General features: G+C 71.8%; 11 protein-coding genes. 5 read left to right on the top strand and 6 right to left on the bottom strand.

Annotated features, from left to right (window positions below; translation table 11 throughout):
• Nucleotides 1-179: 179 nt before the first annotated feature.
• A complete protein-coding gene (locus ABZU99_RS06500; RefSeq protein WP_356043428.1) occupies nt 180-1,025 on the top strand; it encodes an aldo/keto reductase in 846 nt (281 codons plus the stop codon).
• 163 nt (nt 1,026-1,188) lie between these two features.
• On the opposite strand, the gene ABZU99_RS06495 is transcribed toward ABZU99_RS06500, so the two are convergent.
• The 5 genes from ABZU99_RS06495 to ABZU99_RS06475 all read right to left on the bottom strand — a co-directional run bounded on the left by ABZU99_RS06495 (nt 1,189) and on the right by ABZU99_RS06475 (nt 7,309).
• A complete protein-coding gene (locus ABZU99_RS06495; protein ID WP_355941440.1) occupies nt 1,189-2,223 on the bottom strand; it encodes an LLM class oxidoreductase in 1,035 nt (344 codons plus the stop codon).
• A gap of 582 nt (nt 2,224-2,805) precedes the next feature.
• Nucleotides 2,806-4,329 (bottom strand): aldehyde dehydrogenase family protein, encoded by a 1,524-nt coding sequence (locus tag ABZU99_RS06490; protein ID WP_356043425.1) that lies wholly within the window; start codon nt 4,327-4,329, stop codon nt 2,806-2,808.
• A gap of 50 nt (nt 4,330-4,379) precedes the next feature.
• Nucleotides 4,380-5,690: a GAF domain-containing protein gene (locus ABZU99_RS06485; protein WP_356043422.1), complete on the bottom strand. Its 1,311-nt coding sequence runs from the start codon at nt 5,688-5,690 to the stop codon at nt 4,380-4,382.
• A 47-nt stretch (nt 5,691-5,737) separates the two neighbouring features.
• Nucleotides 5,738-5,866, bottom strand: a complete 129-nt coding sequence (locus ABZU99_RS06480) for a hypothetical protein (protein WP_356043419.1) — start codon at nt 5,864-5,866, stop codon at nt 5,738-5,740.
• A gap of 177 nt (nt 5,867-6,043) precedes the next feature.
• On the bottom strand, nt 6,044-7,309 hold the full coding sequence (locus ABZU99_RS06475; protein WP_355941452.1) for a glycoside hydrolase family 18 protein: 1,266 nt from the start codon (nt 7,307-7,309) through the stop codon (nt 6,044-6,046).
• A 338-nt stretch (nt 7,310-7,647) separates the two neighbouring features.
• Here ABZU99_RS06475 and ABZU99_RS06470 point away from each other — a divergent pair, with 338 nt between their 5' ends.
• A complete protein-coding gene (locus tag ABZU99_RS06470) occupies nt 7,648-8,820 on the top strand; it encodes an acyl-CoA dehydrogenase family protein (protein ID WP_356043416.1) in 1,173 nt (390 codons plus the stop codon).
• A gap of 133 nt (nt 8,821-8,953) precedes the next feature.
• On the opposite strand, the gene ABZU99_RS06465 is transcribed toward ABZU99_RS06470, so the two are convergent.
• On the bottom strand, nt 8,954-9,316 hold the full coding sequence (locus tag ABZU99_RS06465) for a hypothetical protein (RefSeq protein WP_355941458.1): 363 nt from the start codon (nt 9,314-9,316) through the stop codon (nt 8,954-8,956).
• Nucleotides 9,317-9,533: 217 nt separating this feature from the next.
• Between ABZU99_RS06465 and ABZU99_RS06460 the strand changes: the two genes are divergently transcribed.
• The 3 genes from ABZU99_RS06460 to lnt all read left to right on the top strand — a co-directional run bounded on the left by ABZU99_RS06460 (nt 9,534) and on the right by lnt (nt 14,056).
• Nucleotides 9,534-9,974 (top strand): Lrp/AsnC family transcriptional regulator, encoded by a 441-nt coding sequence (locus tag ABZU99_RS06460; RefSeq protein ID WP_009713557.1) that lies wholly within the window; start codon nt 9,534-9,536, stop codon nt 9,972-9,974.
• A gap of 26 nt (nt 9,975-10,000) precedes the next feature.
• Entirely contained in the window at nt 10,001-11,653 is a 1,653-nt protein-coding gene (locus ABZU99_RS06455; RefSeq protein WP_356043413.1) for an amidohydrolase, read from the top strand.
• Nucleotides 11,654-12,319: 666 nt separating this feature from the next.
• The gene (gene lnt / locus ABZU99_RS06450) at nt 12,320-14,056 is read left to right on the top strand and encodes an apolipoprotein N-acyltransferase (RefSeq protein WP_356043410.1); all 1,737 of its coding nucleotides are present in this window, start codon (nt 12,320-12,322) and stop codon (nt 14,054-14,056) included.
• Nucleotides 14,057-14,260: the final 204 nt, after the last annotated feature.

The following is a 14,260-nucleotide window of genomic DNA, read 5'->3' as shown; positions in this document are numbered from 1 at the left end:
GTGTCGGTCGCCGTCGCGTTGCGCGACCGCGCACCCGGTCCCGGCGCGCTCTGGCGCAGTCAGCTCGCCCCTCCTGACCCCCCTGCGGCGTATGCGACACCGGTTGCCTGGGAGGCGCGGACCTGGGCACTCGGTGAGGGTAGGCGTGACACGGATCCGCGGCAGACGGGAGGCACGAGATGTCTGCGGAATCGGCCAGAACGATCGCACTCCCCTCCGGTGAGGAGATCGCGGCGCTCGGGCAGGGCACCTGGTACCTGGGCGAGGACCCGGCCCGGCGTGAACAGGAGATCGCCGCACTGCGGCTGGGCGTGGACCTGGGCATGACCGTCGTCGACACGGCGGAGATGTACGGCGACGGCGCGGCCGAGGAACTCGTCGGGGAGGCCCTCCGGGGACGCCGGGAGGAGGTCTTCCTCGTCAGCAAGGTGCTGCCCGGCCACGCCGACCGGAAGGGCACCGTCGCCGCCTGCGAGGGCAGCCTGCGGCGGCTCCGTGCGGAACGGCTGGACCTCTACCTGCTGCACTGGCGGGGACGGTGGCCACTCGAGGAGACCCTTGCGGGATTCACCGACCTGATGGAGGCGGAGAAGATCCGTTACTGGGGCGTGAGCAATCTGGACGTCGACGACATGGTCGAGCTCACCGCCCTCCCCGGCGGCGACGCCGTGGCCGTCGACCAGGTGCTGTACAACCTCTCCCGGCGCGGCATCGAGTGGGATCTGCTCCCCTGGTGCCGTGAGGCCGGGGTGCCGGTCATGGCCTACTCCCCGATCGAGCAGGGGCGGCTGCTGAAGGTCGAGGCTCTGGGTGCCGTGGCCCGGGCCCTCGGAGCCACGCCGACCCAGGTGGCACTCGCCTGGGTGCTGGAACAGGGGGTGGCCGCGATCCCGCGTTCCGGATCGCCCGACCACGTTCGGGAGAACCGCGGCGCGGCGGACCTCCACCTTCCTACCGAGGCGCTCGACGCCCTCGACGAGGCGTTCCCGCCGCCCAGCGGGCCCACGCCCCTGGAGATGCTCTGAAGGAGTTGACAGGATGGCGCGCTCCTCGCCTCGTCGTCGGAATGGGGGGTTCGCAGCGCACCCCGTCGACCAGCCTCACCGCACTGTGTGTGGCGGTCGAGGGGGCGGCCGAGGCGGGCGCCGACACCCAGGTGATCGACCTCAAGCGGCTGGATCTTCCGCTCTACACACGGTGCTCGCCGCGCGCCTCGGAGCGCCCGGGCGGGAAGTGCGGCAGCACGTGCTCGGCCAGTTCGTCGATCACTTCGGCGACCGGGCGGCGGCTGTGCTTGAAGTTGATCATCAGCTGGTCGATGCCGATGTCCTGCCAGGCCCGCATCATCGCCAGGAACGACACCCGGCCCACCGAGAAGCCCTGGTGGATGCGCCGGGGCAGGGCCAGCGGGTCCTCGGTCAGGTCCAGGTAGGTGGCCTGGGCGTACGGCTTGAACCCACCGCCGTCGCCCCGGGTCAGCTCCCGCCACCGCTCGATGTTCTCGGCCTGCTGCTGGAGCGGCGGGGTGTAGTACAGCCAGCCGTCCGTGTTGTCGGCGATCCACCGGACGTCCTGCCTGCCGCGTCCCGTCATCAGTACGGGGATCCGCCGGTACACCGGCTTGGGCAGCAGATCGGTGCCGCGCATCCGGCCGAGCGGCGACTCAACGTGCGGGAAACGGTGCTCGAGGACGACACGGAAGTACTCCAGCGACTGCCGGAACCTCTCGGCCCGGCCGCCCAGGTCCTGACCGAAGGCCGGGAACTCCACGGGCCGGTCGCCGGTGGCCACCCCGAGCAGGAGCCGTCCGCCTGACAGTTGGTCCACCGAGGCGGCCGCCTTGGCGGTGTGCAATGGATGCCGCAGCGGCATGACGATGCTGGCGGTGCCCAGCGTGATCGAGGTGGTGCGGGCGGTGAGCTGCCCCAGGTACACCCACGGGTCGAAGACCTGCCCGGCGTCCCCGAAGCTCGGGTCCAGCAGCGGCACGTCACGGACCCACACCGAGGCGAAGCCGGCCCGCTCGGCCTGCTGGATCCGCTCGATGTGCCCGGCCAGGGACGGCACGGGCCCGTCGAAGCCCTCCAGGGGCGTGATGGCGCCCACGGTCATCCTGCCGCCGGGATACGCCCTGGCCATGGCCACGTGCTCGGAGAACGGCCGCTGCGCCCTGCCTTCGACGTCCACGGGTGCGCCGGCTGAGGGAACTGTCGGTTGTGTCATGCGATCCTCCGGCGATTTCATGCCGTGTCCGGGTCCGCATCCATGCGCTGCGCCGCGCCGGGGCGTGTCGTTCCAGGGCCCGTGACGTCCGCCCAAGCGGCGGGTGCCCATGCCGCCGGGGGCAAAACCGTGACGGCCCGGCCACATTCAGTGATTGGCATGACCTCGTCAGGGACGGTGCTGGCCGACCCCCGCTTTCTCAAGGCCCTCGAAGCCGTCATGTGACGCTCGGACTCGCTCTGGCTCTACTCGGGAGTGGGCCCGGCCGAGTGCGCCCGCCGCGCCGGCCAGAGCATCGAGGTTCTCTCTCGTCACTACGCCAAGTTCCTTGACGGCCTTCGAGAGCAGGCGAACCGCCTCATCGAGCAGTCCATGAACGAGTGGCAGCGCGTCAGCCAAGGTGACGTACCCGAAGGCTGAACCGGGGGTTTGGTCCGTGACTGGTCCGGAAGCACTGGTCAGGAGGGGTACAGCCGTGGGAGGAATTGGGAGTCAGCACGCAAGCCGGGCTCGGTCCAGAGCGAGTTGAGCGAAAGGCGCCTGACGGGTGAAAAGCCAGGTCAGGCGCCTTTTTTCGTGCGTCTAGAAGAAGCCGAGCTTCTTCGGCGAATACGACACCAGCAGGTTCTTCGTCTGCTGATAGTGGTCCAGCATCATCTTGTGGTTCTCACGGCCGATTCCGGACTGCTTGTAGCCGCCGAAGGCGGCGTGTGCCGGGTAGGCGTGGTAGCAGTTCGTCCACACCCGGCCCGCCTGGATGGCGCGCCCGGCCCGGTACGCGGCCGTGCCGTCACGGGTCCACACGCCCGCGCCGAGCCCGTACAGCGTGTCATTGGCGATCTTGATCGCGTCGTCGAAGTCCGTGAACCGGGCCACGGCCACCACCGGGCCGAAGATCTCCTCCTGGAAGACCCGCATATGGTTGGCGCCCGCGAAGATCGTGGGCCGGACGTAGTAGCCGCCCTCCAGCTCACCGCCGAGCTCGGCGCGCTCGCCGCCGGTGAGGATGCGGGCGCCCTCCTGCTTGCCGATGTCCAGATACGAGAGGATCTTCTCGAGCTGGTCATTGGACGCCTGGGCGCCGATCATGGTGTCGGTGTCCAGCGGATGGCCCTGGACGATCTTCTCCGTACGGGCCACGGCCGCGTCCATGAACGCCTGGTAGTGGCCCTCCTGGACCAGCGCCCGCGACGGACAGGTGCACACCTCGCCCTGGTTGAGGGCGAACATCGTGAACCCTTCCAGCGCCTTGTCCAGGAAGTCGTCGTCGGAGGCCGAGACATCGTCGAAGAAGATGTTCGGGCTCTTGCCGCCGAGCTCCAGCGTGACCGGGATCAGATTCTCGCTCGCGTACTGCATGATCAGCCGGCCGGTCGTGGTCTCCCCGGTGAAGGCGACCTTGGCCACCCGGGGGCTGGAGGCCAGCGGCTTTCCGGCCTCCGCCCCGAAGCCGTTGACGATGTTGACCACGCCCGGCGGCAGCGCATCGGCGACCAGGCTCATCCAGACATGGATGGAGGCGGGAGTCTGCTCGGCCGGCTTGAGGATCACCGCGTTGCCCGCGGCCAGCGCCGGGGCGAGCTTCCAGGCGGCCATCAGGATCGGGAAGTTCCACGGGATGATCTGGGCGACCACGCCCAGCGGCTCATGGAAGTGGTACGCGACGGTGTCGTCGTCGATCTCGGAGAGGCTGCCCTCCTGCGCCCGGATCGCCCCCGCGAAGTAGCGGAAGTGGTCGATGGCCAGCGGGATGTCGGCGGCCAGCGTCTCGCGCACCGGCTTGCCGTTCTCCCAGCTCTCCGCGACCGCGAGCTCCTCCAGATGCTGCTCCATCCGATCGGCGATCCTGAGCAGCACCGCCGCCCTCTCGGCGGGCGCGGTACGGCCCCAGGCGGGGGCGGCCGCGTGGGCCGCGTCCAGGGCCCGGTCGACGTCCTCGGCGGTGCCCCGGGCGATCTCGGTGAACGGCTGCCCGTTGACGGGGCTCGGATTCTCGAAGTAGCGGCCCTGGGCGGGCGGTACGTACTCCCCGCCGATCCAGTGGTCATAGCGTGGCTGGTAGCTGACGACCGAGCCCTCGGAGCCCGGGTTTGCGTAACGCGTCATGGGGCGGCCCTCCCGTGGTGGTCCCTCACTGGTCCCGTACGGCAACGACGCTAGACACCGCTACGTTGCGCGGACGTTGCGTCCCGGCGAGCGGATCCGGCCAGTCCGTACATCTCGCGCAGCCGCCGCACCCGCGCCGCCGGTGCCGCCCGGTGGGGCGAGTGCGGCGGAAGGGCGGTCAGCAGCGCCTCCGCCACCTCCAGATCGTCCTCGCCCCACGGTGTCTGCGTCCACCGCCGCAGCAGCTCCGGATCGCGGCGGGACAGTACGGCCCGCCGCACCCCGTCCTCCAGCACCCGCCGCATCCGGCACACCCCCGGCGCCTCCGACAGCGGCAGCAGCGGCCCCGGATACGCCCGCAGGGCCGCATACGCGTCCCCAGCCGCCAACTCCTCGCTCAGCGCCGCCATATCGGTCCGTACGGGCTCGCACAGCCGGTACGGACGCGACGCCAGCAGCGGGCCCACCAGCCGGCGCAGCCGCGACAGCTCCGCCCGCAGCGTCACCGCGGGCTGCCGGTCCGCCCGGGGCCCGTACAGCTCCAGCGCCAGCCGGTCCCCGGTCAGCCCCTCCGGATGGCCCGCCAGCACCACCATGATCTCGCTGTGCCGCCGCCCGAGCCGCACCCGCCGGCCGTCGGTGACCAGCAGCGCCTCATCGCGTCCCAGCGCCGTCAGACACCTCCGTGGCTCCCGCGTCCTGGGCGCCTCCGCGGCCAGCTGGGCCTCGGCGGCGCGCGCGGTCGCCTGCACCAGGGCCAGGCTGTGCGGGGCGGCCAGATGGTCGCCGCCGGTGAGGTCCACCGCGCCCAGCAGCCGCCCGGTGTGCGGATCGTGGACGGGGGCGGCGGCGCACGTCCACGGCTGCACGCTGCGGTTGAAGTGCTCCGCGGCGAAGATCTGCACCGCGTGGTCCAGGGTCAGCGCCGTCCCGGGCGCGTTGGTGCCCGCGTGGGGCTCGTCCCAGCGCGCCCCGGCCACGAAGTTCATCCGCTCGGCCCGGTCGCGTACGCCGGTGTGCCCCTCGACCCAGAGCATGCGCCCCTGCTCGTCGCAGACCGCGAGCAGATGGGCCGCGTCGTAGGCGATGGTCCCCAGCAGCTCCCGGAACAGCGGCATCACCCGGGCCAGCGGATGCTCCGCCCGGTACGCCTCCAGCGCGTCGTCCGCCAGTTCGATCGGTGCCACGCACTCCTGTGCGACCCGGGCGTCCGCCGAGCGCCGCCAGGAGTCCGCCACCACCGGGCGGACGGTCGGGCCCAGCGCCCCCTCCGCCAGAAAGGTCTCATGGGCGCGGCGTACGGCGCGGGTGCGCTCCGCCGGATCGGTGCCGGACGCCATCGCCAGCCAGGGATTGACCACGGGTCCTCATTCAGCGGTACGGGGGGGCAGGGATCGCGGGAGTTGGGTCAGGTGGGCGGGGACGGGGCGGGCACGACGCCGGGCGGGGAGGCATAGCCGCAGGAGTGACAGATCTTCCACCCGTCCTGGTTGACGGCCAGCCGGCCGCCGCAGCTCGGGCACTGCTCGGAGCTCATGATCGTTCCTTTGGTCCATACGCACCAGGCGGTGGGGGCCGCCCGTGCCGCCACATTTACTTGTGAGGCGGATGCCCCGCAATAGTCGGAACACGCCGCGTTCGGGAACCGTCCGGAAACAACGACGGGCGGGGAGCCGGATCGCGGCTCCCCGCCCTGCGCGTACGTACGGGTCGGTCAGCTGATGGACTTGATCAGCTCACCATTGGAGGTGTCGCCGCTGAGCTCCCAGAAGAAGGTGCCGCCCAGGCCCTGCTGCTGCTTGTAGCTCATCTTCCCGGCGATGGTGGAGGGGGTGTCATAGCTCCACCACTGGTCGCCGCAGTGCGCGTACGCCGTCCCGGCGACCGTGCCGGTGGCGGGGCAGGAGCTCTTGAGCACCTTGTAGTCCTCGATGCCCGCCTCGTAGGTGCCGGGGGCGGCGCCGGTCGCCGTGCCCCCGGGGGCTGCCTGGCTGACGCCGCTCCAGCCGCGTCCGTAGAAGCCGATGCCCAGCAGCAGCTTCGAGGCCGGGACGCCGAGCCCCTTGAGCTTCTGGATGGCGTCGTCGGTGGTGAAGCCCTGCTGCGGGATGCCGCTGTAGGGCTTGAGGGGGGAGTGCGGGGCGGTCGGGCCCTGGGCGGCCCAGGCGCCGAAGAAGTCGTACGTCATCGGGTTGTACCAGTCGACGTACTGCGCCGCGCCCGCGTAGTCGGCGGCGTCGATCTTGCCGCCGGAGGAGGCGTCCGCGGTGATCGCCGCGGTCACCAGGTTGGACGAGCCGAACTTGGCGCGCACCGCGGCCATCAGGTTCTCGAAGGCGTCCTTGCCGCTGGTGTCGCAGGTGTTGCCGCAGGCGTTGGGGTACTCCCAGTCGATGTCGATGCCGTCGAAGACATCCGCCCAGCGCGGGTCCTCGACCAGGTCGTAGCAGGACTGGGCGAAGGCGGTGGGGTTCTTGGCGGCCTCGCCGAACCCGGAGGACCAGGTCCAGCCGCCGAAGGACCACAGCACCTTGAGGTTCGGGTGCAGCTTCTTCAGCTTGCGCAGCTGGTTGAAGTTGCCGCGCAGCGCGCCCGCGTCCCAGGTGTCCGCCGTGCCGTCGACGCTGGACGCCGCGTCGTACGCCTTGTCGTAGTCGGCGTAGGCGTCGCCGATGGCGCACTTGCCGCCGGTGACATTGCCGAAGGCGTAGTTGATGTGGGTGAGCTTGGCGGCCGACCCGGAGGTCTCGACGTTCTTGACGTGGTAGTTCCGCTGGTAGATGCCCCATTCGGTGAAGTAGCCGACCACCTTGTTGCCGGCTGCCTTCGGGTGGGGGGTCCCGGGGGCCTTGGGGGCGGTCTTCGCGGTGCCGGCGCTCAGGGGTTCACCGGCCGCGGCCGAGCCCGCGAGCAGAGTGGCGGCCAGTACCGCCGTACAGATCGCCGCTATCGCGGCGAGCAGTCCGCGTGGTCTGAGCATGGGATCTCCTCGGTGGGGGGTGAGGGGAGTGAGGTGCCCGACGACCTGAGCAAAGCTTGACATGAACGCGAAGGGCACGGTGGGCAAACGGTAGAAGGACTAGACCAGTGGGGTCAATGGTTTGGACCAATGCGCCGTGTACGCGCAAAGTTGGTTGAAGATCGATCAACCGGTGACGGACGGCCGCCGATCGGGCATACTCCAACCGCCGCAGTGCAGGTCATCACCCGTTCGCGACCCGACCGGGAGGACCGGCGGTGCGGCAACCACCCGGCGGCGCCGCCTCACCCCGGCGCACGCCGCCGCCGCGCCCTACAAGGGGAGAGGAGAGCGCCGCCATGACCGACCACGGCCCGCAGCCGGTGGAGCGCGAGCTGCCCACCGAGGAGGCCCGCGACCTGATCTCGCTCGTCCGCGAGCTGATCGAGCGGGAGATCAAGCCCCATGCCGCCGAGGAGGAGGCCGCCGGCCGCTTCCCCCGCGAGCTGTTCACCCTGCTGTCCGAGTCCGGACTGCTGGGGCTCGTCCACCCCGAGGAGTTCGGCGGCGGCGACCAGCCGTACGAGGTCTATCTGCAGGTCCTCGAGGAGCTCGCCGCGGCCCGCCTCACCGTCGGCCTCGGCGTCAGCGTGCATACCCTGGCCTGCCATGCGCTCGCGCGCTACGGCGGCAAGGAGCAGCTGACCGAGCACCTCCCCGCGATGCTGGGCGGGGGACTGCTCGGCGCGTACTGCCTCTCCGAGCCCTCCTCCGGCTCCGACGCCGCCGGGCTCACCACCCGGGCCACCCGGGACGGCGACGGCTGGAGGCTGGACGGCACCAAGGCGTGGATCACCCACGGCGGCATCGCCGACTTCTACACCGTGCTCGCCCGCACCGGCGCCGAGCGCACCCGGGGCATCAGCGCCTTCCTCGTCCCCGGCGACGCCCCCGGGCTCTCGGCCGCCGCACCCGAGCACAAGATGGGTCTGAACGGCTCGCCGACCGCCCAGATCCACTTCGACGGGGTCCGGATCCCCGATGCCCGCCGGATCGGCGAGGAGGGGCAGGGGTTCGCCATCGCCCTGTCCGCCCTCGACGCGGGACGTCTGGGCATAGCGGCCTGCGCCATCGGCGTCGCCCAGGCGGCGCTGGACGAGGCGCTCGCGTACACCGCGCAGCGCCGGCAGTTCGGCCGTCCGATAGCCGACTTCCAGGGCCTGCGCTTCACGCTCGCCGACATGGCCACCCAGATCGAGGCCGGGCGCGCCCTGTATCTGGCGGCGGCGCGGCTGCGGGACGCGGGGCGGCCGTTCTCCAAGCAGGCGGCGATGGCCAAGCTGTTCTGCACCGATGCCGCGATGCGGATCACCACCGACGCCGTCCAGCTGCTGGGCGGATACGGCTACACGGTGGACTTCCCGGTGGAGCGCTACATGCGCGAGGCGAAGGTGCTGCAGATCGTGGAGGGCACCAACCAGATCCAGCGCGTCGTCATCGCCCGCGCCGTGGCGGGTCCGGAGAGCAGCTGAGGCGAGGTTCGGTCAGGGGGCGCCGCGAGGTTCGGTCAGGGGGCGCGGCGCGCCCCCTCTTTTCCGCGGCTCGGTTCTCCCCAGTTACCGCTGGGAGGTGCCCCCGGCGGGGCACCCAGAAGGCGGGCCGGACCTACCGGCTCGACGTCGGCGTCCTGACCGGGCAGGACCCCGGGCCGCCGATGTGCGAGAACGGCTGCATCCGCCAGTCCAGGCCCGCCGGCAGCGTCAGCAGCAGCGCGGCGTCCTGCTCATGGGCGCCGCGCGTCGCGTCCGCGGGCAGGGCGTCCGCCGCCTTGCGCCCGGTACCGGCACACACCGTGAGCCCGAACGGGTCCCACGGGGAGGAGCACAGCGCGTGCTCCGGAAGAACGTCCTCGTCGGCGAGGAGCGCGATGGGCCGCGCGCAGTCCGGGCAGGTGACCCGGAACATCTCATAGGTCTCGTTGTCGTCGATGTCCATGTCGCCTTCGTCGAGGCGCTCAAGGTAGGGCATGAGTTTCCCCCTCGGGTGAGCCGGCCGGGCGCGTCGGCCTCAGCCACAGCAAGCATTTCCCTCGGCGCCGCATAGGTAATCGCGGCATCTCATAGGACGCTCATCAGTAGATGTGGCGTTCGTCACATGCCTCTCGCGGATGCGGCGCACCACGGCGCGGGCCGGCGTATGCCGCCCGCTGTGCCGGAGCGCCCCCGACCACATAAGGTGATCGGCTGTGGAGGAGTTGGACAGACAAATCGTGGAGCTGCTCGTCAAGGACGGGCGGATGAGCTACACGGACCTGGGCAAGGCCACCGGCCTGTCCACATCGGCCGTGCATCAGCGGGTCCGCCGTCTGGAACAGCGGGGAGTGATCCGCGGCTATGCCGCCGTCGTCGACCCGGAAGCCGTGGGGCTTCCCCTGACCGCTTTCATCTCGGTCAAACCCTTCGACCCCAGCGCCCCCGACGACATCTCCGACCGGCTGGCCGAGGTGCCCGAGATCGAGGCGTGTCACAGCGTCGCGGGCGATGAGAACTACATCCTGAAAGTGCGGGTCGCCACGCCGCTGGAGCTGGAGCATCTGCTGAGCCGGATCCGTTCGCTGGCCGGCGTCTCCACCCGCACCACCGTCGTCCTCTCCACCCCCTATGAGGCGCGCCCGCCGCGCGTCTGAGCAACCGATCCCGCGAGGCCCCCGCCGTGACCCACCCGAGCCCCGACCCCGACCCGGCCGCCGCCGAAGGCCGTACCGTCCTGCTGCGCGGTGGTGAGGTGCACAGCCCCGCCGATCCGTTCGCGACCGCAATGGTCGTCGACCGCGGCACCATCGCCTGGGTGGGCTCCGAGGGGGCCGCGGACAGCTTCTCGGATGGCGTGGACGAGGTCATCCAGCTGGACGGGGCGCTGGTGACCCCCGCGTTCACCGATGCGCATGTGCACACCACCGCGACCGGGCTCGCCCTCACCGGACTCGACCTCTCGGACGCCCGTACGCTCGCCGACGCGCTCGCGCGGGTGCGCGCCCACGCCGCCGCCCGCCCCGCCGACCGGATCCTGCTCGGCCACGGCTGGGACGCCAGCCGCTGGCCCGAGGGACGCCCGCCGTCCCGTGCCGAGCTCGACGATGCCACCGGCGGCCGACCCCTGTACCTCAGCCGGGCCGATGTGCACTCCGCCGTCGTCACCACCGCGCTGCTCGACCTCGTCCTGGACGTCACCGGCCTGGCCGGCTACCACCCCGACGCGCCCCTGACCGCGGCCGCACACCACGCCGTGCGCGCCGCCGCCCAGGCGAGCGTGACCGAGGCCCAGCGCACCGAGGCCCAGCGTGCCGCCCTCGCCCGCGCCGCCTCGCTGGGCATCGGCTCCGTCCATGAGTGCGCGGGCCCCGACATCTCCTCCGAGGAGGACCTGACCGGGCTGCTGCGGCTCGCCGCCGGGGAGGCCGGCCCGCGCGTCCACGGCTACTGGGCCGAGGCCGCGAGCAGCGCCGCCGACCTGGAGAAGGTGCGCGCGCTCGGCGCCATCGGCGCGGCCGGCGACCTCTTCGTGGACGGCGCGCTCGGCTCCCACACGGCGTGTCTGCACCAGCCGTACGCCGACACGCCGCACACCGGCACGGCCTATCTCGACCGGGGGGCCGTCGCCGCCCATGTCATCGCCTGCACCGAGGCCGGGATCCAGGCCGGGTTCCACGCCATCGGCGACGCCGCCGTCACGGCCGTCGTCGAGGGCGTACGGGCCGCCGCCGACAAGGTCGGCCTCGGCCGCGTCCGCGCCGCCCGGCACCGCGTCGAACACGCCGAGATGCTCACCCCCGAGACGATCGCGGCCTTCGCCGAGCTCGGCCTCACCGCCTCCGTCCAGCCGGCCTTCGACGCCGCCTGGGGCGGCGAGCAGGGCATGTACGCCCAGCGGCTCGGCCCCGAGCGGGCCCGCACCCTCAACCCGTATGCGGCGCTGCTGCGTGCCGGTGTGCCCCTGGCGCTCGGCTCCGACAGCCCCGTCACCCCGCTCGACCCCTGGGGCACCGTGCGCGCCGCCGCCTTCCACCGCACCCCCGAGCACCGGATCTCCGTACGCGCCGCCTTCACCGCCCACACCCGCGGCGGATGGCGGGCCATCGGACGGGATGACGCGGGCGTGCTGGTGCCCGGCGCGCCCGCCGACTACGCGATCTGGCGGACCGGCGAGCTCGTCGTCCAGGTCCCCGACACGCGCGTCGCCGGATGGTCGACCGATCCGCGCTCGGGCACGCCCGGTCTGCCCGACCTCACCCCCGGCGGTCAACTGCCCGTGTGCGTGCGCACGGTGGTGTCCGGGCGTACGGTCCATCTCCGTCCGGACGAGTGACGAACAGGCCCCTCGTACCGCCGAACGATGATCCCCCGGCCTGTCGTGGCATCTGAACACCGTCCGTACTGACCTGGTCATTTGAGGAAACGGCGCAGGTCATGCGGCTGTTGACAGGGTGCGGTCGGTGGCCGGTAGGTTCGGCCGAGTCCACCACTGGACGCCCGACCGGGGAATCTTCACGCAGTCGTCGAACGCCGCTGGGCCAGAGGGAGACGCGCCGCACCGGTGCGCCACCACTGGGAGCCAGGTCCAGCGCACGGGGGCGAGGGAGGGATCGCCGGGTCGGCAGGTGCGACCCGGGAGGGGCCCGGACGCTCAGTAGACAACGGCTCTCGGTCGACCCGCAGCCGGCGGGTCCCAGGTCGGCCCGAAGGGCGTCGGGCCCCCACTCCGCACGCGCACACGGCGGTCCGCCCCCGATACGCGGGGGCGGCGCCGCCGAGCCCGGGAACCCTCACCCCGGCCGAGGCGTTCCGCACCCCGAGACGACTTTCCGCACCTCGGGGCCACACCTTCGGGCCCGCGTTATGCCGAGCCCGGGAACCCTCACCCCGGCCGAGGCGTTCCGCACCCCGAGACGACTTTCCGCACCTCGGGGCCACACCTTCGGGCCCGCGTTATACGGTCACCTCACCACAGCACGACTTGCAGGAAGGCCGCACCGTGCCCTCGGGTTCCGACACCACCGCCGAAGCCGCCTCGTCCGGACCGGACGCAGGCCGGCCGGCCGCAGACCGCCCGGCCGACCGGCCAGGGCCCGCCGCCGCGCCCCACGACGGCGACGGAGAGGCCGCGACGCCGCGTGACGGCGACAGCCAGGCCACGGCGCGGCCCGGCAAGCTGCGCCGCCTGGGCGCTCTGGCCCGCCGTGAGACGCCGCGCAGCGCGCTCGCGGCCGTGAGCGGCCTCGCGCTCGGCTTCGCCTTCCCGCCGTTCGGGGTGTGGCCGCTGTCCCTGCTGTCCGTCGCCGCCCTCGCCCTGCTCACCCACGGCCGGACCGCCGGCCAGGGCGCCTGGACGGGCTTCGCCTTCGGGGTGCCGTTCTTCGTCCTGCTGCTCAAGTGGCTCAGTGTCGTCGGCTGGGACGCGGTAGTGGGCCTGTCCGTCATCCAGGCGGCCTTCCTGGCGCTTCTGGGCGCCGGTCTCGCCCTGGTCTCCCGGCTGCCGGTGCGGGCCCTGTGGCCGCTGTGGACGGCCTGTCTGTGGGTCGCCGAGGAGTGGGCCCGCGACCGGACGCCCTTCGGCGGCTTCCCCTGGGGGCGGCTGGCCTTCGCGAACACCGGGTCGCCCTTCACCCCGCTCGCGGCGCTCGGCGGCGCCCCACTGGTCAGCTTCGGCGTCGCGCTCGCGGGCGGCGCGCTCGCCGCCGCCGCGCTCGCCCTGTGGCGACTGCGCGGTGCTCAGGGCTTCTCACCGCGCGGCGCCCTGCCCGCCGCCGTGGCGGTGGCCGTCGCCGCGGCCGTGACCGTGGCCGGGAACGCCGTGCCCATCCCGACCGCCGCCGCCGACTCGGTCGACATCGCCGTCGTCCAGGGCAATGTGCAGCAGGCGGGTATGGACTTCCTTGGCCGCCCGATGAAGATTCTCAACAACCATGTGAACGCCACCCTCGGCCTGGCGAAGGACGTCAAGGCGGGCCGGATCAAAAAGCCCGACCTCGTCATATGGCCGGAAAACGCCTCCGACCTGGATCCCTTCCAGTACCGGGAGGCCTACGCCCGGATCGACGAGGCCGTGAAGGCGATCGACGTCCCCGTGCTGGTCGGCGCCCTGGTGGACCACCCCACCAAGAAGGGCTATGTGGAGAACCAGGGCATCGTCTGGGACCCCAAGAGCGGCCCCGGCGCCTCGTACACCAAGCAGCACCCGGTGCCCTTCGGCGAGTACGTGCCGTTCCGGCAGCAGCTCAGCAAGGTCATCACCCGGCTCCAGCGGGTGCCGCGCGACTTCTACCCCGGCGACCACAACGGTGTGCTGACGGTCGGCCCGGCCCGGCTGGGCGATGCGATCTGCTTCGAGGTCGCGTACGACGAGATCGTCCGCGACACGGTCAACGCGGGCGCCCGCGCGATCGTCGTCCAGACCAACAACGCCACCTACGGGCGCAGCGGCCAGCCCGAGCAGCAGCTGGTCATGTCCCGGCTGCGCGCGATCGAGCACGGCCGTCCGGTGATCACGGCGGCCACGAGCGGAATCAGCGCGGTCGTCTCGCCGGATGGCACGATCGAGCAGCGGACGAAAGAATTCACGGAGGATGTGCTCACCGCTCGCATCCCGCTGCGTGACGGCAAGACCCTCGCCGACCGCGTCGGTGCGATCCCCGAGTGGGTGCTCGCTATGGTGGGCGTTCTGTCCTGCGCGGCCGCGATCATGGTCGGCCGTCGGGGACGTACGGACTAGAAGGGGCAGTATCCGTGAGCGACGCACGCGAGGCCGATCAGCCGCGCCGTAGCAATGAACGTGAGGAATCGCCTCGCGGGCGGAGAAGCGAACAGTCAGGCACGGTGAGCGACGCACGCGAGGCCGATCAGCCGCGCCGTAGCAATGAACGTGAGGAATCGCCTCGCGGGCGGAGAAGCGAACAGTCAGGCACGGTGAGCGACG

The organism is Streptomyces sp. NPDC005266 (assembly GCF_040607655.1).
Classification (GTDB): Bacteria; Actinomycetota; Actinomycetes; order Streptomycetales; family Streptomycetaceae; genus Streptomyces.
The sequence above is the reverse complement of the archived record's forward strand: the minus strand, read 5'-3'. Positions and strand labels throughout refer to the sequence as shown.